Annotated in this window: 21 protein-coding genes; 9 read left to right on the top strand and 12 right to left on the bottom strand. The window is 70.1% G+C overall.

What is annotated here, in order from left to right; genetic code table 11:
• Positions 1–51: 51 nt before the first annotated feature.
• Positions 52–1,218, top strand: coding sequence for an ROK family protein (locus tag ASD43_RS04575; protein ID WP_056414175.1), 1,167 nt, complete (start codon positions 52–54; stop codon positions 1,216–1,218).
• A gap of 42 nt (positions 1,219–1,260) precedes the next feature.
• Here ASD43_RS04575 and ASD43_RS04570 read toward each other — a convergent pair whose 3' ends face one another.
• The 4 genes from ASD43_RS04570 to ASD43_RS04555 all read right to left on the bottom strand — a co-directional run bounded on the left by ASD43_RS04570 (position 1,261) and on the right by ASD43_RS04555 (position 5,150).
• Complete coding sequence (locus tag ASD43_RS04570; protein ID WP_056414173.1) at positions 1,261–1,737, bottom strand: hypothetical protein; 477 nt, start codon at positions 1,735–1,737, stop codon at positions 1,261–1,263.
• Positions 1,738–1,959: 222 nt separating this feature from the next.
• The gene (locus tag ASD43_RS04565; RefSeq protein ID WP_200946563.1) at positions 1,960–2,880 is read right to left on the bottom strand and encodes a carbohydrate ABC transporter permease; all 921 of its coding nucleotides are present in this window, start codon (positions 2,878–2,880) and stop codon (positions 1,960–1,962) included.
• A gap of 2 nt (positions 2,881–2,882) precedes the next feature.
• Positions 2,883–3,854 carry a carbohydrate ABC transporter permease gene (locus ASD43_RS04560; protein ID WP_082539256.1) on the bottom strand — a complete coding sequence of 324 codons (972 nt, stop codon included), beginning with the start codon at positions 3,852–3,854 and terminating at the stop codon, positions 2,883–2,885.
• Between the two features lie 51 nt (positions 3,855–3,905).
• Positions 3,906–5,150, bottom strand: a complete 1,245-nt coding sequence (locus ASD43_RS04555; protein WP_056414169.1) for an extracellular solute-binding protein — start codon at positions 5,148–5,150, stop codon at positions 3,906–3,908.
• A gap of 284 nt (positions 5,151–5,434) precedes the next feature.
• On the opposite strand from ASD43_RS04555, the gene ASD43_RS04550 reads away from it, so the two are divergent.
• The 5 genes from ASD43_RS04550 to ASD43_RS04530 are packed head-to-tail and all read left to right on the top strand — an operon-like array spanning position 5,435 to position 9,941.
• Complete coding sequence (locus ASD43_RS04550) at positions 5,435–6,331, top strand: SIS domain-containing protein (protein WP_056414167.1); 897 nt, start codon at positions 5,435–5,437, stop codon at positions 6,329–6,331.
• A 24-nt stretch (positions 6,332–6,355) separates the two neighbouring features.
• Positions 6,356–7,348, top strand: coding sequence for an ROK family protein (locus ASD43_RS04545; RefSeq protein ID WP_082539255.1), 993 nt, complete (start codon positions 6,356–6,358; stop codon positions 7,346–7,348).
• On the top strand, positions 7,345–8,286 hold the full coding sequence (locus tag ASD43_RS04540; protein ID WP_056414164.1) for a 1-phosphofructokinase family hexose kinase: 942 nt from the start codon (positions 7,345–7,347) through the stop codon (positions 8,284–8,286). The genes ASD43_RS04545 and ASD43_RS04540 overlap by 4 nt, the downstream gene beginning before the upstream one ends.
• Complete coding sequence (locus ASD43_RS04535) at positions 8,283–9,137, top strand: class II fructose-bisphosphate aldolase (RefSeq protein ID WP_056414159.1); 855 nt, start codon at positions 8,283–8,285, stop codon at positions 9,135–9,137. Before ASD43_RS04540 ends, ASD43_RS04535 begins: the two co-directional genes overlap by 4 nt.
• A gap of 27 nt (positions 9,138–9,164) precedes the next feature.
• Positions 9,165–9,941 carry a DeoR/GlpR family DNA-binding transcription regulator gene (locus ASD43_RS04530; RefSeq protein WP_056414156.1) on the top strand — a complete coding sequence of 259 codons (777 nt, stop codon included), beginning with the start codon at positions 9,165–9,167 and terminating at the stop codon, positions 9,939–9,941.
• 15 nt (positions 9,942–9,956) lie between these two features.
• Here the strand turns inward: ASD43_RS04530 and ASD43_RS04525 are convergent, their stop codons facing one another.
• The 5 genes from ASD43_RS04525 to ASD43_RS04505 form a co-directional block, all read right to left on the bottom strand.
• On the bottom strand, positions 9,957–10,367 hold the full coding sequence (locus ASD43_RS04525) for an META domain-containing protein (protein ID WP_056414153.1): 411 nt from the start codon (positions 10,365–10,367) through the stop codon (positions 9,957–9,959).
• Between the two features lie 312 nt (positions 10,368–10,679).
• Positions 10,680–13,115: a CHAT domain-containing protein gene (locus ASD43_RS04520; protein ID WP_056414150.1), complete on the bottom strand. Its 2,436-nt coding sequence runs from the start codon at positions 13,113–13,115 to the stop codon at positions 10,680–10,682.
• Positions 13,116–13,259: 144 nt separating this feature from the next.
• Entirely contained in the window at positions 13,260–14,828 is a 1,569-nt protein-coding gene (locus ASD43_RS04515; protein ID WP_056414147.1) for a S8 family peptidase, read from the bottom strand.
• A 120-nt stretch (positions 14,829–14,948) separates the two neighbouring features.
• Complete coding sequence (locus ASD43_RS04510) at positions 14,949–15,431, bottom strand: hypothetical protein (RefSeq protein WP_056414145.1); 483 nt, start codon at positions 15,429–15,431, stop codon at positions 14,949–14,951.
• Positions 15,428–16,051 (bottom strand): RNA polymerase sigma factor, encoded by a 624-nt coding sequence (locus ASD43_RS04505; protein ID WP_235564022.1) that lies wholly within the window; start codon positions 16,049–16,051, stop codon positions 15,428–15,430. Before ASD43_RS04505 ends, ASD43_RS04510 begins: the two co-directional genes overlap by 4 nt.
• 140 nt (positions 16,052–16,191) lie before the next feature.
• Here ASD43_RS04505 and ASD43_RS04500 point away from each other — a divergent pair, with 140 nt between their 5' ends.
• A complete protein-coding gene (locus tag ASD43_RS04500; protein ID WP_045252487.1) occupies positions 16,192–16,410 on the top strand; it encodes an SCO4848 family membrane protein in 219 nt (72 codons plus the stop codon).
• A 67-nt stretch (positions 16,411–16,477) separates the two neighbouring features.
• On the opposite strand, the gene ASD43_RS04495 is transcribed toward ASD43_RS04500, so the two are convergent.
• Positions 16,478–16,936, bottom strand: coding sequence for a GyrI-like domain-containing protein (locus ASD43_RS04495; RefSeq protein ID WP_056414139.1), 459 nt, complete (start codon positions 16,934–16,936; stop codon positions 16,478–16,480).
• 27 nt (positions 16,937–16,963) lie between these two features.
• Here ASD43_RS04495 and ASD43_RS17625 point away from each other — a divergent pair, with 27 nt between their 5' ends.
• A complete protein-coding gene (locus ASD43_RS17625; protein WP_327043707.1) occupies positions 16,964–17,296 on the top strand; it encodes an SDR family oxidoreductase in 333 nt (110 codons plus the stop codon).
• A gap of 25 nt (positions 17,297–17,321) precedes the next feature.
• Here the strand turns inward: ASD43_RS17625 and ASD43_RS04485 are convergent, their stop codons facing one another.
• The gene (locus ASD43_RS04485; RefSeq protein ID WP_056419081.1) at positions 17,322–18,713 is read right to left on the bottom strand and encodes an MFS transporter; all 1,392 of its coding nucleotides are present in this window, start codon (positions 18,711–18,713) and stop codon (positions 17,322–17,324) included.
• Positions 18,714–18,788: 75 nt separating this feature from the next.
• On the opposite strand from ASD43_RS04485, the gene ASD43_RS04480 reads away from it, so the two are divergent.
• Complete coding sequence (locus tag ASD43_RS04480) at positions 18,789–19,370, top strand: helix-turn-helix domain-containing protein (protein ID WP_056414134.1); 582 nt, start codon at positions 18,789–18,791, stop codon at positions 19,368–19,370.
• A gap of 3 nt (positions 19,371–19,373) precedes the next feature.
• Here the strand turns inward: ASD43_RS04480 and ASD43_RS04475 are convergent, their stop codons facing one another.
• On the bottom strand, positions 19,374–20,543 hold the full coding sequence (locus tag ASD43_RS04475; protein ID WP_056414131.1) for an FUSC family protein: 1,170 nt from the start codon (positions 20,541–20,543) through the stop codon (positions 19,374–19,376).
• Positions 20,544–20,585 lie beyond the last annotated feature (42 nt).

Here is a 20,585-nt window from a genome sequence, read left to right as displayed (position 1 = left end):
TACGCAGGGCACTCCAACCTGTCAACAGATCGCGTCGACGGGATCGGATCCATGCTGAACAGCGACGACACCCTCGACACCCAGGCGGCTCTGCGCCGAGCGAACCTGCGCCGTGCACTGCAGCTCGTCTTCAGCGAACCCGGCGTGCAGACCCGCGCGGGCATCGCGCGGGCCACCGGTCTCACCGCGGCGACCGCGTCGTCGCTCGTCGCCGAACTCATCGATCTCGACCTCATCGTCGACGGTGAACAGGCCGCCAGCACCGGCGGCAAGCGGGCGACGACGCTGACGATCGATGCGACCCGTCACCTCATCGTCGTCGTCGTGATCAGGCCCTCCGAGGCCGCGCTCGCTCTGGTGGCCCTCGACGGAACCGAGGTCGAGTCGCGCCGGATCTCGTATTCCCCGAGCTCGAGGGATGCGGTCCTCGACGAGGCCGTCGCGCGCATCGCCGCCGAGTACGCGGGTCGCCTTCTCGTGGTCGGCGTGCAGCTGCCCGGTACCACGGACGGCCGCCGTGTGCTCGAGAGCGTGCAGCTCGACTGGACCGACGTCGCGCTCGCCGACCGTCTCGAACGGGTGATCGACGTGCCGGTGCTGCTCGTCAACGACGTGGATGCCGAGGCCATCGCCGAGGCCGCCCGCGAGGACGAGGCCGCCGGCTACCGCCTCTTCATCCACCTCGGCACGGGCATCGGCGCCGCGGTCACCCTCGACGGCGAACTGGCCCCGGGGCCGCGCGACCGCGCGGGGGAGATCGGGCATGTGCAGGTGCAGTTCGGTGACGACGCTCCTGCGTGCCGCTGCGGGCGGCGGGGGTGCCTCGAAGCCGTGGCCTCGCTGACGGCAATGCTCGGCGACGACGTCGACGACGCGATGGATGAGGCGGTGATCGCCGAGGTCGCGGCCTCTGCCGACGAGCGGCGTCTGGTCGTCGGCGCGCGGGCGCTGGCCGGCGCGATCCGCCTCATCGCTGCGGTCCTCGACGCCCGGGAGGTCGTGATCGGCGGGCCGGCGCGGGCCCTCGGAGACCGGTTCCTGCGACTCGTGCAGAGCGAGATCGACTACCCGGCGATGGGCACCGTCGGTGTGTCCGTGCGGTACTCGGCCGCCGACGCCTCGATCTCGACGGGCGTCGCGCAGGTGGCGCTGTCCCGCGCGCTGGGGGTGCGCTGGAGTCCGGCGCAGCTGCGCCCGGCATCCGCCACGGCATCCTGATCGAGGAATCCGAACCGACGCCTCCACGGCGCCGGATCACGCTCAGCGCGTGGCGATCCCGACGAGCGCGGCGACGAGTCCGGCGATCACCAGCACGACGATCGCGAGGATGTGCACGATCTTGCCGGCGACGAGCATCGGCAGGTCGGGCCCGTCGTACGACGCGGGGTTGAAGAGCACGCCGCGCGCGTGGAAGCTCCAGCGCATGCTGAACCCGATGCGCCGCAGCGCGTGCGACGGCGCGCGAAACGTCTGCCCGTGCTCTTCGCGTGACGACTTCCATGCCGCCTGCACCGCGTACCAGGCGATCACGAAGAAGGGCATCGCGAGAGACACCGCCCAGGCGATGAGCGCGACGCCGATCAGGGTGCCCGCCCCGGGGTCGAGCTCTCGGAGGAAGAACATCCCGAGAGCGGCGAGCCCGACCGCCACGGGCACGAGGATCACGCCCCAGCCCCAGCCGGGGTGTGCATCGGTCGCCGGGCGTCTGTCGACGCGCCCCGCATCCTGCCACGTCATCTGATTCCCCCCCTGCCTCACCGCACCGGATGGCGGAGTCGACCGTGCCAGCGTAACCGGGCCGGCGGCAGACGGCCCGCCGCTCGGGCTCGCTGGGCGAATCCGGTGGACCGTCTGCAGGACCGGGGCACGTCTGCACGATCGAATCGGCCGGATGGCCCTGCATCCGTGCCGAAGTCCTGCAGACGGGACGAGGCGAGACCGCCCGGGCACCCCGACGATCTACTTGACGCTGCCGGCGGTCAGCCCGCCGACCAGACGCTTCTCGATGAGCATGAACAGGATGACGACCGGCAGGATCGCGACGATCGATACGCCGAACACGTACTGCCAGCTGGTCTCGTACTGACCGACGAACTTGGTCAGCGCGACCGACAGCGGCTGGTTCTTGTCGGTGGAGAGGATCACCAGCGATGCGGCGAACTCGTTCCAGCAGGCGACGAACGTGAAGACGATCGCGGTGACGATTCCCGGCCATACGAGCGGCAGGTTGATCTTGAAGAGCACCGTGAAGCGCCCTGCTCCGTCGATCTGGGCGGCCTCGTCGATCTCCTTGGGGATGCCGGCGAAGAACGAGTGCATGATCCAGACCGCGAACGACAGATTGAACGCCGCGTTGATGAAGATCATCGCCGCCCACGTGTCGCCGAGCCCCAGCACCGTGAATTGGCGGAACAGACCCGAGGTCAGCACCGCGGGCTGCAGCATCTGCGTCACGATCACCAGGAACAGGAACACCATGCGTCCGGGGAACTTGAAGCGGGCGGTGTAGTACGCGGCGGGCAGCGAGACCAGGAGCACGAGCAGGGTCGCGAACACGGCGATGATGATCGTCGAGATCAGGTTGTAGGGCAGCGGCGTCTCGGGGGTCGACCACATCGAGATGTAGTTCTCCCAGTGCCACTCGATCGGCAGGTAGGTCGGGTCGACCGACCGGATCTGCGGCTTGGTCTTCACACTGCCGAAGAACATGATCAGGTACGGCAGCACGAAGATCGCGAGCACGAGCACCCCGGCGGCCATGCGCAGGATGACGCGGGGCAGCGTCACCTGGTCTTCGGTGTACCGGCGCTTGCGTCCGGGGATGCGGGGCGCGGCGTCGTCTCCGGCGGTGGTGACGAGGGCGGTCTCGGTCAGGGTCACGATCAGACCTCCTTCATGGGCTTGACGGCCTTGACGTAGATCGCGACGATCACGATCACGATGAGGAAGGCCACGACCGACAGGGCGCTCGCGACGTCGACCTTCTTCTGCAGCTCGATGTACTTGAAGATCATCGTCATGATCGTGTCGGCGCCGTAGCCCGGGATCGATCCGGTCATCACCTTGAGGATCGGCAGCGAGTTGAACACGTTGATGATGTTGATCAGCACGGCGACCGCGAGTGCGCTGCGCAGCTGCGGCAGCACGATGGTCCAGTAGGTGCGGGTGGCGCCGGCGCCGTCCATCTTCGCGGCCTCGAGGGTGTCGGACGGAACCGTCTGGAGCCCGGCGAGGATCGTGTAGGTCGTGAACGGGAGGGACACGAAGATCGCGATCACGATCGACCAGGCGAATGCGGTCGCCGGGTTCTTCGTCCACCCGTAGCCCACCGCGTCGTCGGAGAGGCCGATGTCGTAGAGGAACTTGTTGAAGACACCGAAGTACGGCTCGAGGCTGTAGTAGAAGACCATGGTCGTCATCACGACGGATGCGGCCCACGGGACGATCACGGCCATGCGCACGATCTGTCGTCCGGGGAACGCCTTGTTGAGGATCTGGGCGAGCCCGAGCGAGATCATCACGGTGAAGCCGACCACCACGACGACCCAGATGACGGTGCGGAAGATGATCGGCCAGAACTCGGCGAACGCGAACACCGTCGCGAAGTTGTCGAAGCCGACCGACCCCTTGTCGAGGCCGGAGAGCGAGATGTCGCGGGTCGAGTTGAAGAACATCACGCCGGCGGGGAAGAGCACGACGCCGATGATGAGCAGCAGTGCCGGCGCGATCCACGGCAGCGCCTGCAGGAGGTCCTTACCGCGGGTGCCGCGGGTGCCGCCGGTACGGCGGCCGGGGGTGCGGGGGCGACCGGTGGCCGCCCCCGCGAGGTTCGAGGATTCTGTCGTCTGGCTCATGGGAATACCCGAACCTCTCCGTCGCTTGGTGTGGGGCAGGGTCTGCGGGACTCAGCCCGCGTCGACCTGCGCCTGGATCTCGGTCAGGACGTCCTGTGCGGACTTCGTCTGCAGCTGGCCGAAGAGCGACTTGAAGGCGCCGTCGGCGGCCGACCACTTCGCGTTCGTCGACGGGTAGAACTGCGCGTCCGGCAGCACGTCGAGGAACGGCTTGAGAGCCTCCTCGCCGGAGAGCTGCTCGGCACCCGACTTGGTGACGGGCAGGAAGCCCTCGGCCTGCACCCACGGCACGTACACGTCGGCCGAGTAGTAGTAGTCGAAGAACTTGGTGATCGCCTCCTGCTTGTCCCCGTCGTTCTCGAACGCCATCAGCTGGTCCATCACGCCGAGGGTGAACGGCGAGCCGTCCTCGGTCGGGATGGGGACGATCGAGTAGTCGAGCTCGGGGTTGCCCTCTTCGATCTGGCCGACCGTCGGGGGCAGTCCCACCTGCATGCCGATCTTGCCCTGGATGAAGATGTCCATCAGGGGGGAGCGCTGGGTGGAGCCGGGGTCGGCCTGCGTCGCGCCGGCGTCGATCATCTTCTTGATCTGCTCGGCACCGGCGAGGTTCGCCGGAGTGTCGACCGTGATCTCGGAGGCGTCGCCGAACGAGCCGCCGCCTCCCCAGAGCCACACGGCCGCCTCGGCCTGAGCTTCTTCCGAGCCGAGGGGCATGCCGTAGCCGGCCACTCCGCCGCCGAGCGCCGACACCTTGGTCGCGGCGTCGAGCAGCTCGTCCCAGGTCTTCGGCGCCTCGACGCCGGCCTGCTCGAGCAGCGCGTTGTTGACGAACAGCGCGCGAGCGGAGGCGATCAGGGGCAGGGCGTATGCGGTGCCGTCGACCTCGGCGTTCGCGAGGAACGCGTCCTGGAAGTCGGAGTAGGTGTCGTCCGAGACGACATCCTCCACCGGGTAGAGGAGCTCGTCGCCGACGAACCCGGCGAACGGGCCGCCGTTGTAGATGTCAGGAGCCTCGCCGGCCTGGATCTTGGTGGAGACGACCTTCTCGAGGTTGTCCCAGGACTGCACCTCGAGCTCGACCTTGATGTCGGGGTTCTCCTTCTCGAACCCGTCGATCACGTCTTCCCACAGGCCCTTCGTGGCGTCGGAGTAGCTCGGGACGAGGAGGTCGAGCGTGGTCTCGCCGTCGGCGTCTCCCCCGCCTCCGGTCGAGCCGCCGAACCCGCACGAAGCGAGCGTGAGAGTGGCGGTCGCCGCCAGGGCGACGGCGCCGAATCGCAGTGACTTCTTCATGTGTATTGCATTCCTCACTGTGTAGGTGGTGCACAGGCGCACGCACTGCACGCGACGGTGCGTGTGATCGCCCTTCCCGGTGGCGGGGCGATCGGTCAAGCCGGGTCGGCTCGGGGTCCTCCGAGACCGGGGCGGCGGAGGGGCGGTGGAACTTGTTCGATTATTTGTCAGGAGAATAAACAAATCAAGGGGAACCTTGCATCGATTCCTGATGTCGAAATACTATGATCGAATAAGCTATAAAACGATCACAAACCTGCAACATCTGGTCCGGAGGATCCGACATGCCTGAATATCAGCCCGGCGCCCACATGCGCGAAGAGCTCCACTCGCAGCCCGAGACCTGGTCGCGCGCGGCCGATCTGCGTGACGCGCAGGCTCTGCTGCCCGCATCCGGGGCACGTATCGCGGTCGTCGGATGCGGGACGTCGTGGTTCATGGCGCAGTCCTACGCGTTCCTTCGCGAGACCGCAGGGCACGGCGAGACCGATGCCTTCGCCGCCTCCGAGTCCTTCGTCGACCGTGGCTATGACGCCGTCGTCGCGCTGACGCGTTCGGGCACCACGACCGAGGTCCTCGAGCTCGTCGACCGCATCAAGGGGCGCGTGCGCACGATCGGTGTGATCGGCGACGAGACCTCGCCTCTCGTCTCGCTCGTCGATGACGCGGTGCTGCTGCCGTTCGCCGACGAGAAGTCGGTCGTGCAGACGCGATTCGCCACCACAGCGCTCGCGCTCTTCCGCGCGTCGCTCGGGGAGGACCTCACCGGGGCGATCGAGGATGCCGCAGCAGTCCTGGCCGACGACTACGACGACGAGCTGCGGGACGCCGAGCAGTACTCCTTCCTCGGACGCGGCTGGACCGTCGGTCTCGCGCACGAGGCCGCGCTCAAGATGCGCGAGTCCTCGCAGTCGTGGACCGAGTCGTACCCCTCGATGGAGTACCGCCACGGTCCGATCGCGATCGCGGCGCCCGGTCGCGTCACCTGGCAGTTCGGCGAGGCGCCCGAGGGGCTGGCCGCGCAGGTTCGCGCCACCGGTGCGCGCTTCGTGCAGCATCCGGTCGACCCTCTGGCCGACCTCGTCCGGCTGCACCGCGTCGCGCTCGACCGCGCCGTGGCCCGCGGCCTCGACCCCGACCTGCCGCGCAACCTCACGCGATCCGTCATCCTGGACGCATGACCCGAACCGAGTCCGGAGCTGTCCATGACCAGCGCTGAGGATGCCGCGCACATCGCCGATGTCGTGCGTGACCCGTCCGGCGAGACGCTCGCCGCGGCGCGCACGGTCGGCCCCGGAGTCCCCGTGCTGGCCTTCGACGTCGGGGGCACCGACATCAAGTCGGCGCTGTTCGACGCCGACGGCACGGCGCTGGGCCTTCGGCGCACGCCGACTCCCGCGGCCGACGGCGATCGCACGGCGGTGCTCATCGAGCGCCTCGGGGTGCTCGCCGCGGAGCTGCGGGCCGACCATCCCGATGTCGTGCCGGAGGCTGCAGGCCTCGTGGTGCCGGGGATCGTCGACGCGGATGCCGGGCTCGGCGTCTTCGCGAGCAATCTCGGCTGGAGGAACTCACCGCTGCGCGACCTCGCCTCGGCGAAGCTCGGTCTTCCGGTCGCTTTCGATCACGACGTGCGGGCGGCGAGCTGGGCGGAGCACCGCCTCGGCGGCGCGCGCGCGTACGCGAACTCGGTCGTGCTCGTGATCGGCACGGGCATCGCCGGCGCCCTCCTCGTGGGCGGTGAGCCGTACACGGCCGGGGGCTACGCCGGCGAGATCGGCCACTCCCCGATCGCCGACGGCCCCGTGTGCTCGTGCGGTGCCCGCGGGTGTCTCGAGACCGTCGCGTCGGCCGGGGCCATCGCCCGTCGATACCGTGAGGCGACCGGCGTCGACCCCGACGGTGCGAAGGACGTGATCGCCCGTGCCGCGGCCGGCGACCCCGTCGCCGCCGAGATCTGGGACTCCGCACTCGACGCGCTCACTCTCTCGCTGGCGCAGCTGACCGCGGTCGTCGCGCCCGAGGCCATCGTGATCGGCGGGGGACTCTCCCGCGCCGGTGGGGCGCTGTTCGACGAGCTGCGGGCGCGGCTCACCGCCCGGCTGAGCTTCCACCGCATCCCCGCCCTCGTCCCCGCCGAGCTGTCGGGCAACGCCGGCATCCTCGGCGCCGCACTGCGCGCGAGGGAGCTCGCATGATCCTCACCATCACCCCCAACCCGGCGCTCGATCTCACCTGGCACGTCGACCGGCTCACGCCGGGCGAGACGCATCGGGCGGATGCCGGCGCGGTTCGCGCCGGCGGCAAGGGCCTCAACGTCGCCAGGGTCGCTCATGCTCAGGGCGCCTCGGTGCTGGCCGTCTCGACGGCGGGCGGTCGCAGCGGAATCGAGCTCGCCTCCGAGCTCGGAGCCAGCGGCGTGCCGCACCGACTCGTTCCGGTGGCGGGTGCCACCCGGCAGAGCATCGCGCTGGTCGATCGCGAGCTCGGCGACACCACGGTCGTGAACGAGCGTGGTGTGAATCCGACCGATGCCGAGTGGGCCACGCTCGTCGGCGAGATCGTCGACGCTCTTCCCGGCGCGCGGGTGCTGGCGATCTCCGGCAGCCTGCCTCCTGGAGCGCCCGAGACGCTGCTTCCCCTGCTGATCGGCACGGCCCAGGACGCCGGTGTGCCCGTGATCGTCGACACGTCCGGATCCGCGATGCTGCTCGCCGCGGATGCCAAAGCATCCGTCCTCAAGCCCAATGCCGCCGAGCTCGTCGAGGCGACCGGCATCGCCGACCCCGTCGAGGGCGCCCGCTCGCTGATCGCGCGCGGCGTCGAGCTCGTGCTGCTGTCGCTCGGTGCCGATGGGATGCTCGCGGTGACGGCGTCCGACGTGCGGCACGCACGGCTCGAGACCCCGCTCGCGGGCAATCCGACCGGTGCGGGTGACGCCGCCGTCGCAGCCTGCGCCGTGCTCTACGCCGACGGTGTGCGTGACCCCGAGACGATCCTGCGCCGTGCGACCGCCTGGTCGGCCGCCGCGGTGCTGATGCCACTCGCCGGCGAGATCTCCGACGACTGGGAGGCTCTCGAAGCCCGCCTCACCGTCGGCCCCTTCACCCCCGTCTCTCGAGAGGACTCCCCGTGACTTTGGTCTCCGCCCGCGAGCTCGTGACGGATGCCGCAGCCCGCGGCACCGGCATCGGCGCGTTCAACGTGATCCATCTCGAGACCGCTGAAGGGCTGGTGCGGGCCTCCGAGGCAGCGCACCTGCCGGTGATCCTGCAGATCTCGCAGAACTGCGCCGACTATCACGGCGGCCTCGAACCGATCGCGCTGGCGACCCTCGCGGTCGCTCGACGCGCGGAGACACCGGTGGCGGTGCACCTCGACCACGCGGAGCGGCCCGAGCTCGTCGACGAGGCCATCGCCCTCGGATTCGGCTCGGTCATGTTCGACGGGGGTGCACTGCCCTACGACGAGAACGTCGCGATCACCGCCGCCGTCGCCGCGCGCGCGCACGCCGCCGGTGTCTACATCGAGGGTGAACTCGGCGAGGTCGGCGGCAAAGACGGAGCCCACGCGCCCGGAGTGCGCACCGATCCCGACGAGGCGCGGGCGTTCGTCGCGGCGACCGGCGTCGACGCGCTGGCCGTGGCGGTGGGGTCGTCGCACGCGATGACGGATCGCACGGCATCCCTCGATCTCGCGCTGATCGGCCGCCTTCGCGCGGCGCTGGACGTGCCCCTCGTGCTGCACGGCTCGTCGGGCGTCGCGGATGCCGTGATCGCCGACGCGGTGCGCGCGGGGATGACCAAGATCAACGTCTCGACGCACCTGAACGGGTTCTTCACTCGGGCGGTCCGCTCGACGCTCGACGCCGACCCGCGCCTGGTCGACTCGCGGAAGTACCTGAACCCTGCGCGGGAGGCGCTCGCCGGCGAGGCTGCCCGGATGCTGCGACTGTTCGCGCTCGAGGGCGCCGGAGTTGCGGGGTGACCCCGTGAACACGGGCAAGATGGTGACATGAAGCGCGCCGCCCGACTGAACGCGATCCTCGACCTGCTGGCCGCGGACGGTGAGGTGAACGTCGACGAGCTCGTCGCCCGATTCGGAGCATCCGCCGCGACCACCCGCCGCGATCTCGACTCGCTCGCCGAGCAGCGTCTGCTCACCCGCACCCACGGCGGGGCGGTCGCGCACTCGGTCGCCTACGAGCTGCCGATCCGCTACAAGAGCCACCAGCGCACGCAGCAGAAAGAGAGCATCGCCCAGGCCGCGGCGGCCCTGGTCGCCCCGGGCATGGTCGTCGGGCTCTCGGGAGGCACCACCACCACCGCGATCGCTGCCGCCCTCGCTGCGCGCGACGACCTCGCGGTCGGTCCGGGGATCACGGTCGTCACGAACGCCGTGAACATCGCGGCGCAGCTCGCGACCCGCCCTGACATCAAGGTCGTCGTCACGGGTGGCGTGATCCATTCGCGCAGCTACGAGCTGGTCGGACCGTTCGTCGAGCAGCTGCTGCGCGGGGTGCGACTCGACATCGCCTTCATCGGCGTCAACGGCATGGATGCCGCAGCCGGCGCCACCACGCAGGACGAACGCGAGGCCGCGGTGAACCGCATGATGGCCGAGCGTGCGCGTCGTGCCGTGGTGGTCACCGACAGCAGCAAGCTCGGCACGATCGCGTTCGCCGCCGTCGGCGGTGCGGAGCTGTTCCCCGTGCTCCTCACAGACGACGGCGCGGATGCCGCGACCCTCGCCGACCTGCGCGCGGCAGGCTACGAGGTCCTGACCTCATGAGCCCGGTGTCGGACCTCAGTCCTCAGACCTCACCAGCTCGATGGTCGGAGCGTCCGTGGGTCCGAAGAGCATGAGCGCTCCGCCGTCGACCATCGCGCCATCGGACGCTGCGAGCACGGGCACCACGCCCTCCGGGCAGCCTCTTTCGGTCTGCCCGGTGAACTCGAGATAGATGGTGCCGCCGTTCGGACCGCTCCAGGTCCCGGACTGCGTGTTGCAGCCGTCGAAGCCGACCATCGTCCCGTCCGCATTCAGCGTCAGCGACACATCCGGATCATCCGGCGAGGCCCATGCGCCCACCAGCGCGTCGCTCGGCGAGAGCGTCGAGGCTGACGGCGTGGGGGTCGGCATCACGGAGTTCTGCCCTTGGACCGTGCACCCCACCGTCGTCGCAGCGCAGGCGACCGCCACTGCGACGAGCAACATGCTTCTCGATCTCATCAGTACCAGCTCCCCGGCAGTTCACGCGGCCGTCCGCGCCGAATCTCTGCAATGCTCGCACCCGGAGCCGACCCCTGCAAGCATCCCGGTGCCGGACTCCATGCGGGGATGCCGCGACCCTTCTCGCGACATCCCCGGAGCAGATGGTGTCTGTCGGCCTCACACTCCCCAGTGCACGAGGTACCCCATACCGACTGCGCCTCCCTCGCACTCCGTCTCCGAAGCCCTTCGCGTGGCACCTTCTGGAGATAAGGAGTGACCGCTCGACGTCCTGATACATCGAGTGGAGAAATTTCCTCAGAGTCCGCTCCCGTGGCACTGGAACGGTGCGGCCAGGCCGGTGGACACGGATGCGGCGGCCAACGCGACGGCCGGAGCGACACCGGCCGCGAGCTGGTCATGCACGGCTCCGAGTAGCTCGCACGCGACGTCGTCGGCGACCACGACCGGGGCCGCGATGACGCAGCGCGTGCCCGCGTGCAGCCAGACCCTCGTCATTCCCAGCGCCTCCTCGCCCCAGCGCACCGATGAACGGCCGAGCTCGCAGGCCGAGAGCACCACGGTGTCGGGTGCGCGCGCGATGAGATCGACGTCGTAGCCGAACAGAGTGCCGTCGGCGAGCTCGAAGCCGGAGAACAGCGGGTTGTCGACCGCGTGACGTCCGTGCGCGGCGATGTGCAGGATGTCGACGTCTTCGGCGAGTGCGGTGACCGCGGAGACCCGGGCGTCGTCTCGCGTGAGCACCGTGGCGTCCTGCCACGCCGCCGCCGCTCGACGCACCTCCTCGTCGGCGCGAGCCACGCGCGGACCCGTCGCGAAGCCGGCGGTGGTTCGCGCGCCCGTCGAGGGGGCCGGAGCGATGTCGCCGAGCCAGCGCGAGATCGACGTCGCGAGGGTGAACGGTGTTCCCGACATCCCCGGGAGCATCGCCCAGGGGACTCCCGCCAGAATGCCGGGAACCGTCAGCACCAGCCTCCGCGCGTGCCCCGCGGCCGCGCGCACCGGGGCGAGGAGGGCGTCGTCGAGCATCCGCAGTCGCTCGTCGAGCGAGCGGGAGACGAGCGCCGCCATCGCGCCACCGCGGGTCAGCGCCGCGACATCGAGATCGGCGCGGAGCCCGTCGAGCGCGTCCTGGATCCGCGACCACGACAGCTCGACGATCGATGATCCCGATGCCGTCACCACCACGCACAGCAGCTCGGTGCGTGTGTAGATGTAGGCCAGGATCGCGGTGTCGCCGTCGAGGGCGGAACGGGTCTCTCGCAGTCCGAGGCGTTCGCGACTGCCACCGGCTCTGGTCGACGACCACTGCCGGTCGCGCACCCGGTCGCGCAGCTCGCGCACACGGGTGTCGGTCGTCCAGTCGGACCCGGCGAGGTCGGCGCGCAGCATCCGCAGCTCCGCCAGGTCGGCCGACAGCTCGGGGTCGTGCGGCGGCCGCACCGGAGCCACTTGCTGGCTCAGATGCCGGGCGCGCTCCGACCACTCGAACACCACTTCCGGGTCGTGGGAGCGAGCAGCCGCGGCGAGGCCGGTGAACATCAGCTCGGTGCCGTGCATCGCGACGGATGCCTGAAGGTCGAGCGCGCCGAAGGACTGCTGCCAGGTGGTGAGCAGGTCGAGCCCCTCCGCAGCGGTGCGGCGGGCGTCGGCATCCCTGCCCCGGTCGGCGGCCCGCACGGCGCGTACCTCGTGCGCCCGCAGACGCAGGGGCATCGGGGCGTCGGGGGCGAGCCGCGGCATCCGTCCCCCGTCGGCGAGCCGGGCCGTGAGCGACAGGGCGGCGGCTTCGGTGCGGAATCCGCCGCGGGTGAGAGCGGCGGCGGTGCGGGTGAAGTCGGCGGCGGCCGGCGGACGCGTCGGGTGGGCGCGCAGCCGGGCCTCGAGCCGCACGGCCTCGGCGCGCGCCGCCCATCCTTCACTGCCGAGGGTGGCGAACCGGCGGGATGCGGTCGCGGCAGCACGTTCGGCTGCTGCGGCGTCGTGCCGCAGCAGTGACCGGGCGAGGTGGAACTCGGCCTCCCCCCGGGCCTGCCGCATCCGCTGCGCTCCGAACTGCGCAGCGACCGCACCCAGCAGCTCTTCGGCCTCGGTCGTGAGGCCGGCATCGCGCAGCACCTCGGCCCGGTCGAGATCGCTGATGGCGGCGGCGAGGTCGCTGGTCGCCGCGAGGGTGGGGCGAGAGCGCGTCATGAGGGCGAGAGCGGTGACGAGGTCGCCGCCGAGCAGGGCCGCATAGCCGAGGTTGTGGCGGGCTTCGGCGAGGGGCTCCTGTGCGTCGTGCGCCTCATAGGTCGCGATGGCCCGCTGCAGGTCGTCGGCGCAGCGGTCGAGATGGTGCCGTTGCATATCGACCATGGCCCGGCTCATGCGCAGATTCGCGCCCTCGATCGAGTCGTCGTCGAGGCCGTCGATCGCGGTGGTCAGCGACAGCTCCGCCTCGTCGAGCCGCCCGCCGTGCATCAGCAGCGTGCCGAGCTGACCGTGCGAGAGCGCGACGGTCTCGGGGCTGAGCCCCGGTCGCGACAGCGCTTCGCGGCAGAGCTGCTCGGCCGCGGCGGGCTGGCCGGTCTGTGCGAGCACGTACGCCATGGTGCCGTCGATGCGGGCGCGCAGATCCTGGTCGTCGGTGCGCGACGATGCAGCGGTGAGGGCGCGACGTGCCTGCGCGAACCGTCGGGAGTTGGCCGCGTCGACGCCGCGCCGATGCAGCGCGTGCGCGGTCAGGGGCATCACACCAGAATGCCGGTCGGCGGGGTGTCAGGGAAGGCCCGCGGCGGCATCCGCGGCTTCGGATGGCCGGACGGTGCCCGGATGGCTGACGATTCCGTCCCCTTCGGTCAGCCGCCCGGGCGTTCGTCAGCCACCCGAGCGCGCCTACCCCCGCTCGACCGGAGTCGGAAGCGTCTTCAGCACCGCCGCGACCGCCTTCGCCGCGGCGGCAGGAGTCGCCCCCTGCGTCGGGACAGTGCCGAGCTGGGCCGCGACCCGCCCCGCGACGTAAGGCGCCGAGAACGAGGTGCCGCTCCAGATCGCGAAGCCGCCCCGGTAGTCGTCGGGATCGATCGTCTCGCGGCGCAGTCCCTCGACGTCTGCCCTCGTGCTCGCCTGCTCGCCGCCGACGAACGCCGGCGAGGTGCTGACCACAGCCGCACCCGGCGCGTACGTCTGCACCCACGGTCCGACGTTCGAGAACAGGGCGACCGAGCGGGTCGACGGGTTGAGGGCGCCCACCGACACATGCGGAGCATCGCGGTCACGGGGGATGCCGTTGTCAGCCCCCGGCCACGACCACAGCGAGGCCGGGAACGACGGCCGGTCGATCGCGTCGTTGCCGGCCGAGCACACGACCACGCATCCGAGCTGCCGTGCCGTGGTGAGCAGCGCATGCAGGGTGCGGCTGAACAGTCCGTCGACCGGCGTCTCGTGGTAGTACCCGAGCGACAGATTCAGCACGTCGATCGGATGCCCGGTCTTCGGATCCTCACGGTGGCGCCGCAGCAGCTCCACCACCTGCGCGACCGTGGTGAGGAACGTGCTCTCGTCGATGACGCCGAGCGCCCCCGCCATGCGGATCGACAGGATGTCGGCATCCGGTGCCGCCTGACGGATGATGCCGGCGATGAACGTGCCGTGACCGGCGACCGCATCGATCTCGCCGTCGAGCTGCCCGTACAGGTCGGGGTACCGCTCGGGGTCGGCGTCGTCGGTGAGGCCGACCGGAACACCGTCGAGCTCGATGTGTCGGGTCACCACGTCATCCGGCAGCCAGTCGTGCACACCGCATCCGGTGTCGAGCACGGCCACGACGGGGCGGCGTCCGCGCTTCGGGGCCGCCGCGCGCTGCGGCGCCGCTCCCACCCAGGCCACCGGCTGCCGCGCTCCACGTCCGGGCTCGAGGTAGTCATCGCTGCCGCCGGCACCCGCACCGCGCACCGGGTTGGTGCGGCTGAACGGGTTGGTGCGGCTGAAGGGATTCGTGCGACTGAACGGATTGAGCCCCACCGGGTCGATCGACAGCACGTGCTCGAGGCTCGTCCGCGGCATCGATGTGCGGGAGCTGCGCCGTGCACGCTGCAGAACGCGCCACGCGTCAGGAGGGACCGGCGACTCGCCACGGGTGGGCTCGTCGGGGGTGGACAGCCGTGCGCGCAGGAATCCGGGGACTCCCGGCACCAGCGGGCCGCGGACGACCCCATCGTCGTCGGGTTCGAGCTCGAGGGTCCACCCGAAGGTTCCTGCGGCCTCCTGCAGCTCCTTGATCTCCCGGTCGTAGCCCTCCTGATCGTCGTCCTGATCCTGCGTGATCAGCAGTCGATCCTGCAGATAGGCGGTCGGGAACGCTCTGACCCCGCCCACCGGTTCGATCGAGGGATCGAGCGCCGTGCCGCGCCTGATCGATCCTTCCGCTCTGTCCTGCCAGGTCCATCCCGCGGGCTGTTCCATCGTCGGTCCTCTCCTCGCGGGCGCACCCGCCTCCTATGCGGGCGGACCCGCGAGGTGCGGGAGCGGCCCTGCCGTATGTGCGGGCCTGCCCGCGGTGTGTGCGGGCGGACCCGCGGTCGATCACAGCTCGAACTGCGGGGTCGACAGCGTGCGTTCCTCATCGCCGACCATGGTGGAGAGGCGCACGAGCGTCAGGCCGTCCGGCACCTCGTCGAACACGAACCGTCCGGTCTCGCTGGCGGTCGTGGTGCGGACGTGCTCGCCCTGCACGAGCTCGATCGACCCGGCGACCGCGTCGACCCAGCCGTCGACGCGGTGCGCGCCGGTCGCGGTGCCGGTGACATGAAGCAGGATGTTCGTGGTGCCGTCGCTGAACTGCAGGGTCAGAGCGTCCGCATCTCCGCGCACCGCGCCGAGCGGCTCGTCGACGAGGGTGAGCAGCGCGTACTCCGCCGAGATGCCCTCAGCCGCCACCGAGGCGATCATGCGATCGATGAGGCTCGCCGGCATCGGGTCCACGCCGCGCCAGAGCGAGCGCAGGTGGGCGAACAGCTCGGCATCCTCGTGGTTGTCGCCGCCGTTGTTCCCATCGTTCTCGCTCATGAGCGTCCCTCCGTTCGTGGGGTCGTGTCGAGCAGGTCGCGCAGCTTCGCCAGGCATCGCTGTCGCGTGGGGCCGATGCTGCCCACCGGCATCGCCAGGTCAGCGGCGAGGCGGGCGTAGTCGGGGCGTTCTTCGAAGGCGATCACACGCAGCAGTCGCTGGCATCGCTCGGCGAGGCGCTGCACCGCCGCCCACAGCCGACGGCTCTCGTCGCCGATCGCCGCATGGTCTTCGGCCGACTGCTGCTCAGGAAGGAGCGCGTCGAGAGCATCCGCCTCTGTCGTGTCGAGACGGTTGTGCGCCTTGCCCGCGCGCCAGGCCTCCCGCCGGGCGGTGGTGGTGAGCCAGGCGGAGACGGCCTTCGGATCGGAGATCGAACGGTGTCCGCGCACCAGCTGCAGCCACGTCGTCTGGATGACGTCTTCGGCGAGCGTGCGCTCGAGCCCGTAGGCGCGCACGACATGCCAGAGCACAGGCGTCATCAGCCGCACGAGGTCGTCCATCGCGCGGCTGTCGCCGTCCCGCCATGCCTCGAAGAAGTCGGCAGCGCGCTTCCAGCGCGCCGCACCGTCGTCCGGTGCAGGATCGAGGCCGGCGCCATCGGGTGCGCCGTCGATCATGAGTCCCATTGTGATCACACCAGTAAGGAGCGCGGCAAGGGCTCGGTGATACATGGACTCGGTTGTTTTCCGGATCTGGGTCTGGTTGTCGGGAGAGAGGCCGGGACAATGCCGTATGCCGCGCGCGATACCGTGGAGGGGTGATCGCTCTCGCTGTCGTCCTGTTCCTCAATGCCGCCTTCAACGTGGTGGTGTGGCCCCGCTTCTACAAGCGCGTCGCGACCGACCCGCGGGCACGGGATGCCGACGGCAAGGCCACGACCTTCCTCAAGGTGCACGCCGTGCTGATCGCGATCGCCCTGGTGCTGGCTCTGGTCTCGGTGCTCGTCGGCGTCGCCGCACTCACCGGCGCACTCTGACGGTCACGCCCGACCGAGCGGCAGGGCCACCGTCCGGCGCACTCTGACGATCATGCCCGGGTGATGCTCAGCCCGCCGAGACCGGCTGCTGCAACTCGGTGATCCAGTCGGCCTGGTCTTCGGATTCGGACTGCAGGTAGACCTCTCGGCATGGTCCCACCGCCTCTGCGCCACGCTCGGTGATCGCGGCGTTGACGGCGCCCCAGCTCTCGTCGATCGTCGCCATGGACCCGTGATGGGTGGCGGTGAAGGCCGTAGCCACGGCGGGCAGCTCCACGATCACGAGGCCGTCGATCGGAGGGCCGTCGTAGGTGAAACCGACGGTGATGCGCACCCCGTGCCGGTCCATGTCGTACTCGGCGATCGGCAGCCCCGGCGTCGCCCCGGATGCCAGAAGCGCGTCGGCCACGCGGTCGAACAGCGGTCCGACGACCGCGGCGACCTCGGGCTGTGAGCCGACCGACTCGGTCAGGGTCGCAAGACGGACGGAGGGAAGAGGGTTCTGAGTGATCTCCAGGGCTGACATCGTCGTCTCCTCGGGTAGCGGTGGTCGGTGCCGCCGATCCTACGCACCGACACCGACATCCGATACGGGCCGGGGTCCCGGGTGTCAGGACTCGCGGCCGACTTCTCGGATGCCGGCGATGTGTCGAGGCTCGTCGACACCCTCGATGAGGTGGACATCCTCGTGAACGACGCTCGGTCGCTCCCCGCGGACGCGATGAGGGAGGCGATCATCGGCCGGAATCACACGACCCTGCTGCAGCGTTTCATCGATCCGAGCGAGATCGCGAGCCTGGTCGCCTACCTGGCGAGCCCGCTCTCATCTGCGACGAACGGCGCGGCCCTCCGTGCCGACGGAGGAGTGCTCACGGCGATGCTGTGACGGCGGCGCGGGCTTCGAAGCCGACTCAGGCGTTCTCGTACTGCTTCGCATGCTCGGCCCAGCGCGACTCGACGGGAAGTCCGCGGAGCGCGCGGTTGCCCAGCGCGAGTGCGACGGCGATCACGCAGAGCGCGGCGCACACGAGGATCGTCGATTCGCGGCCGATCCACGTGAGTCCGAAGCCCGCGATCATGGGCGCGAGCGGCATCGCGCCCATCCCCAGAACGGCGGCCGCGCTGTTCGCGCGCCCGAGCAGCTGGGTGGGCGTCGCGACCATGAAGTAGCCCATCATCCCCGCGTTGAGGGCCGGAAGCAGCAGGACCGATGCGCCCAGCACGACGACGATCGCCCAGGGCTCGGTGACCATCGAGAGCACGATCGCGCCGACGGCGACGACCGAGAGCCCGCTGATCGCGATGATTCCCGCCCGGAAGCGCGGCACCAGCATCGGCGCGACGACGGCCCCGACGAGCATGACGGCGCCCACGGCCGCGCTCAGCGAGCCGATGAGCAGCTCGGAGTAGCCGTCCTGCTGCAGTGCGTAGATCGTGGTCGTGATGGCGGCGTTGAAGCCGAGGTTGATGATGGTGATGATCAACAGCACACCGCCGAGGTCGGGGCGAGAGAGCAGCCAGCGGAATCCCTCGCGCAGCTCGGACCACGCGTCGGGCTTGGCGGGGGCGGCGACCACGGCGACCTCGGCGCTCAGCTCTGTCGGAGAACCGAGGCCATCGCGCGCATCGACGGCGGGCGCCGCAGCGACCGACCTCGAGGCATCCGCTCCCTCGCGATCGGCATCCGCTCCCGCATCGACGATCCCGGAGCGGCGGGCCTCTCTCTTCAGCATCCACGCGGTCAGGGCGGCGGCCGCGTGGCAGAGGGTCATCACGACGCCGACCAGCCATCCGCCGGCGCCCAGCAGAAGGCCGCCGAGCGGGCCGCCGGCGAGCTGCAGCGCGGCATCCCGTCCCTGGTTCGCCGCTTGGGCCCGGCCCATCGCGTCATCGGGGACGATCTCCTTGATCGCGCTCTCGCCGGCGACGTCGAACAGGCCGCCACGGGCGGCGAGCAGCACGTTGGCGGCGAGAAGCGTGCCGAAGGTGAGCGCATCGGCGAGGGCGAGCAGCGTGAAGGCGCCCGCGAACAGGATGCCGACGAGTGAGCCGATCAGCATCAGGACGATACGAGGATGCCGGTCGGCGAGGATGCCGCCGACGAGGGTCAGCAGGAGCCGCGCGACCATGCCGGCACCGCCGATGATGCCGGCCTGGGCGGGGTCGTTCGTGACGATCAGGGCGAGTAGAGGAATGGCGAAGGAGAACAGCGCGGCCGCGAGCCCCTTGCTCGTGTCGCTCACGAGCCAGGTCAGGTATCGGGTGTTGCGCCACAGGCGATGCGGTGCGGTCACGGTGGTCATGCTCATCACGATAGTTCCGCAAGAACAATTGCGCAATACTTATTGCGCAATTTAGCGTGCGGATAGACTGCGGGGATGACGGAGTCGCAGAGCGGAGAAGACCAGGTCTGGATGACCACGGCCATGCTCAAGGCCTACGCGCACCCGCTGCGCCGTCAGATGATCCGCCTCTTCGCCCGCCGCGAGCACCTCCGCGCGGCCGATGTGGCGGATGATCTCGGCGTCGCCCCCAACAGCGCGAGCTTCCACCTGCGCGTCCTCGCCGATGCCGGGCTGATCGAAGAGGCTCCGGAGCACGCGAGGGATCGCCGCGATCGGGTCTGGAAGTCCCGCAAAGGGTCGATCAATCTCGGCGGCCCCGAGCATCCGGTGCCCGACGAGGCGCTGGGGACCGCGATGGTGCGCTCGCTCGCCGAGGACCATCAGGAGATGATGGCGCGGGTCGTCGCCTGGACCCCCGAGTACCTCTCCGGACGTGCGACCGAGATTCACGCGGCGTTCTCGCAGCGCATGGTGCGGCTGACCGAGTCCGAGTTCGACGCGGTGATGGAGCGCGTCCAGGAGGTCATCACGGAGGCGGTCGACGCGCACGACCCGAACGATCCCGACGGGCGTCCCTGGCAGATCGACATCCTCGCCGCCGACGACACCATCTGACAGTCAGTCGCGGCCGGACCGCTCGCTGTCGGACTCCGGCGTCTCCTCCTCGGGCGTCTCCGGCGTCTCCTCCTCGGGCTCCCGGTGGCCGCTGACGATCAGGATGCGCCGAAGGTCCATCGCGGCGAGCACACCAGGACCCATGGAGCGTCCCTGCCGGATCGTGCGGTCGTCGACCGTCTCGAGCAGCAGCCGGATCGCACGCGCGGCCTCGCCGCGCGCCCGGTGGTCTGCGGGGTCGACCGGATCCTGCTGCGCGATCACCTCGGCCACGGCCTGGCATGCAGCCGACAGCGGCTCGGGCAGCGCGGGGTCGAGATCGAGGGATCCCGGGCGGTCCCAGATGGTGTCGGCGATCTCGTCGGAGATGTCGCGGATGAGGTGGGCGATCCGGTCGAGACGGGTCAGCTCCTCGTGGATGTGCCGGGTCTCGCCGCGGCGGCCCCAGGCCCGGGGATTGCCCCGTCGGCTGTCGTCGGCCTCCGCCAGCGCTGTACGCAGGGCGGCGGTGGTATCGGCGAGGGATGCCGCGTCGCTCGCCCACTGCTGCCGCTCGGGTGGCCAGTACTCCGACACGGCCACACCGATGTCCTGCAGGTGGGTGCTCAGCTGCGCGCGGAACTCGTCGACCCTCGCAGAGGCCGCGAGGGTGAGGGGAGCGGGGGCGATGACCACGTTCACGATGAGTCCGATCGCGACGCCGACGGCCATCTGCACGAGGTATCCGAGCGAGTAGTCGTCGGCGTTCTGCCCGCCCACGATCAGCACGAACAGCGCCGCGATCGGCACGTACTCCCGGCCCGCGCCGAACCATCCGGTGCCCGAGACCAGCACGCCGAGCCCGACGACGACGGGGATCGTCCACCAGTTCGGCCCGACGGTCATGACCACCAGGAACGCCAGGCCGATTCCGGTCGCGAGGCCGATCAGCGTTTGCAGTCCCGAGCGCAGCGATCCCATCAGCGTGGGGTACATGCTCACGAGGGCGCCGAGCGGGGCGTAGTACGGGTACTGCTCCGTGACGCCGGGCATGTGCGGCGCGATCATCCAGGCCAGTCCGACGGCGAGCGTCGTCTTGGCGACCAGGAGCAGGCGTGCGGGGTGCACCGCTTCGCGGATCGACCGGCCCGCGCCCGAACGGCGTGCGCGCAATCGCGTTCTGATGTCGGTCACTGCATCCTCCCGTCCGCCTCCCGGAGGGCGACGCTAGTCGGG

This window comes from Microbacterium sp. Root553 (assembly GCF_001426995.1).
Classification (GTDB): domain Bacteria; phylum Actinomycetota; class Actinomycetes; order Actinomycetales; family Microbacteriaceae; genus Microbacterium.
This window is presented reverse-complemented; position numbering and strand designations above follow the sequence as displayed.

What these genes read in the sequence shown, in the direction of transcription:
- ASD43_RS04545 (WP_082539255.1), top strand. Translation starts at nt 6,356, where the DNA reads ATGACCAGCGCTGAGGATGCCGCGCACATCGCCGATGTCGTGCGTGAC.
- ASD43_RS04510 (WP_056414145.1), bottom strand. Translation starts at nt 15,431, where the DNA reads ATGAGCGAGAACGATGGGAACAACGGCGGCGACAACCACGAGGATGCC.
- ASD43_RS04495 (WP_056414139.1), bottom strand. Translation starts at nt 16,936, where the DNA reads ATGTCAGCCCTGGAGATCACTCAGAACCCTCTTCCCTCCGTCCGTCTT.
- ASD43_RS04550 (WP_056414167.1), top strand. Translation starts at nt 5,435, where the DNA reads ATGCCTGAATATCAGCCCGGCGCCCACATGCGCGAAGAGCTCCACTCG.
- ASD43_RS04480 (WP_056414134.1), top strand. Translation starts at nt 18,789, where the DNA reads ATGACGGAGTCGCAGAGCGGAGAAGACCAGGTCTGGATGACCACGGCC.
- ASD43_RS04525 (WP_056414153.1), bottom strand. Translation starts at nt 10,367, where the DNA reads ATGTTGCTCGTCGCAGTGGCGGTCGCCTGCGCTGCGACGACGGTGGGG.
- ASD43_RS04560 (WP_082539256.1), bottom strand. Translation starts at nt 3,854, where the DNA reads ATGAGCCAGACGACAGAATCCTCGAACCTCGCGGGGGCGGCCACCGGT.
- ASD43_RS04515 (WP_056414147.1), bottom strand. Translation starts at nt 14,828, where the DNA reads ATGGAACAGCCCGCGGGATGGACCTGGCAGGACAGAGCGGAAGGATCG.
- ASD43_RS04530 (WP_056414156.1), top strand. Translation starts at nt 9,165, where the DNA reads ATGAAGCGCGCCGCCCGACTGAACGCGATCCTCGACCTGCTGGCCGCG.
- ASD43_RS04505 (WP_235564022.1), bottom strand. Translation starts at nt 16,051, where the DNA reads ATGATCGACGGCGCACCCGATGGCGCCGGCCTCGATCCTGCACCGGAC.
- ASD43_RS04570 (WP_056414173.1), bottom strand. Translation starts at nt 1,737, where the DNA reads ATGACGTGGCAGGATGCGGGGCGCGTCGACAGACGCCCGGCGACCGAT.
- ASD43_RS04540 (WP_056414164.1), top strand. Translation starts at nt 7,345, where the DNA reads ATGATCCTCACCATCACCCCCAACCCGGCGCTCGATCTCACCTGGCAC.
- ASD43_RS04520 (WP_056414150.1), bottom strand. Translation starts at nt 13,115, where the DNA reads ATGCCCCTGACCGCGCACGCGCTGCATCGGCGCGGCGTCGACGCGGCC.
- ASD43_RS04555 (WP_056414169.1), bottom strand. Translation starts at nt 5,150, where the DNA reads ATGAAGAAGTCACTGCGATTCGGCGCCGTCGCCCTGGCGGCGACCGCC.
- ASD43_RS04485 (WP_056419081.1), bottom strand. Translation starts at nt 18,713, where the DNA reads ATGACCACCGTGACCGCACCGCATCGCCTGTGGCGCAACACCCGATAC.
- ASD43_RS04575 (WP_056414175.1), top strand. Translation starts at nt 52, where the DNA reads ATGCTGAACAGCGACGACACCCTCGACACCCAGGCGGCTCTGCGCCGA.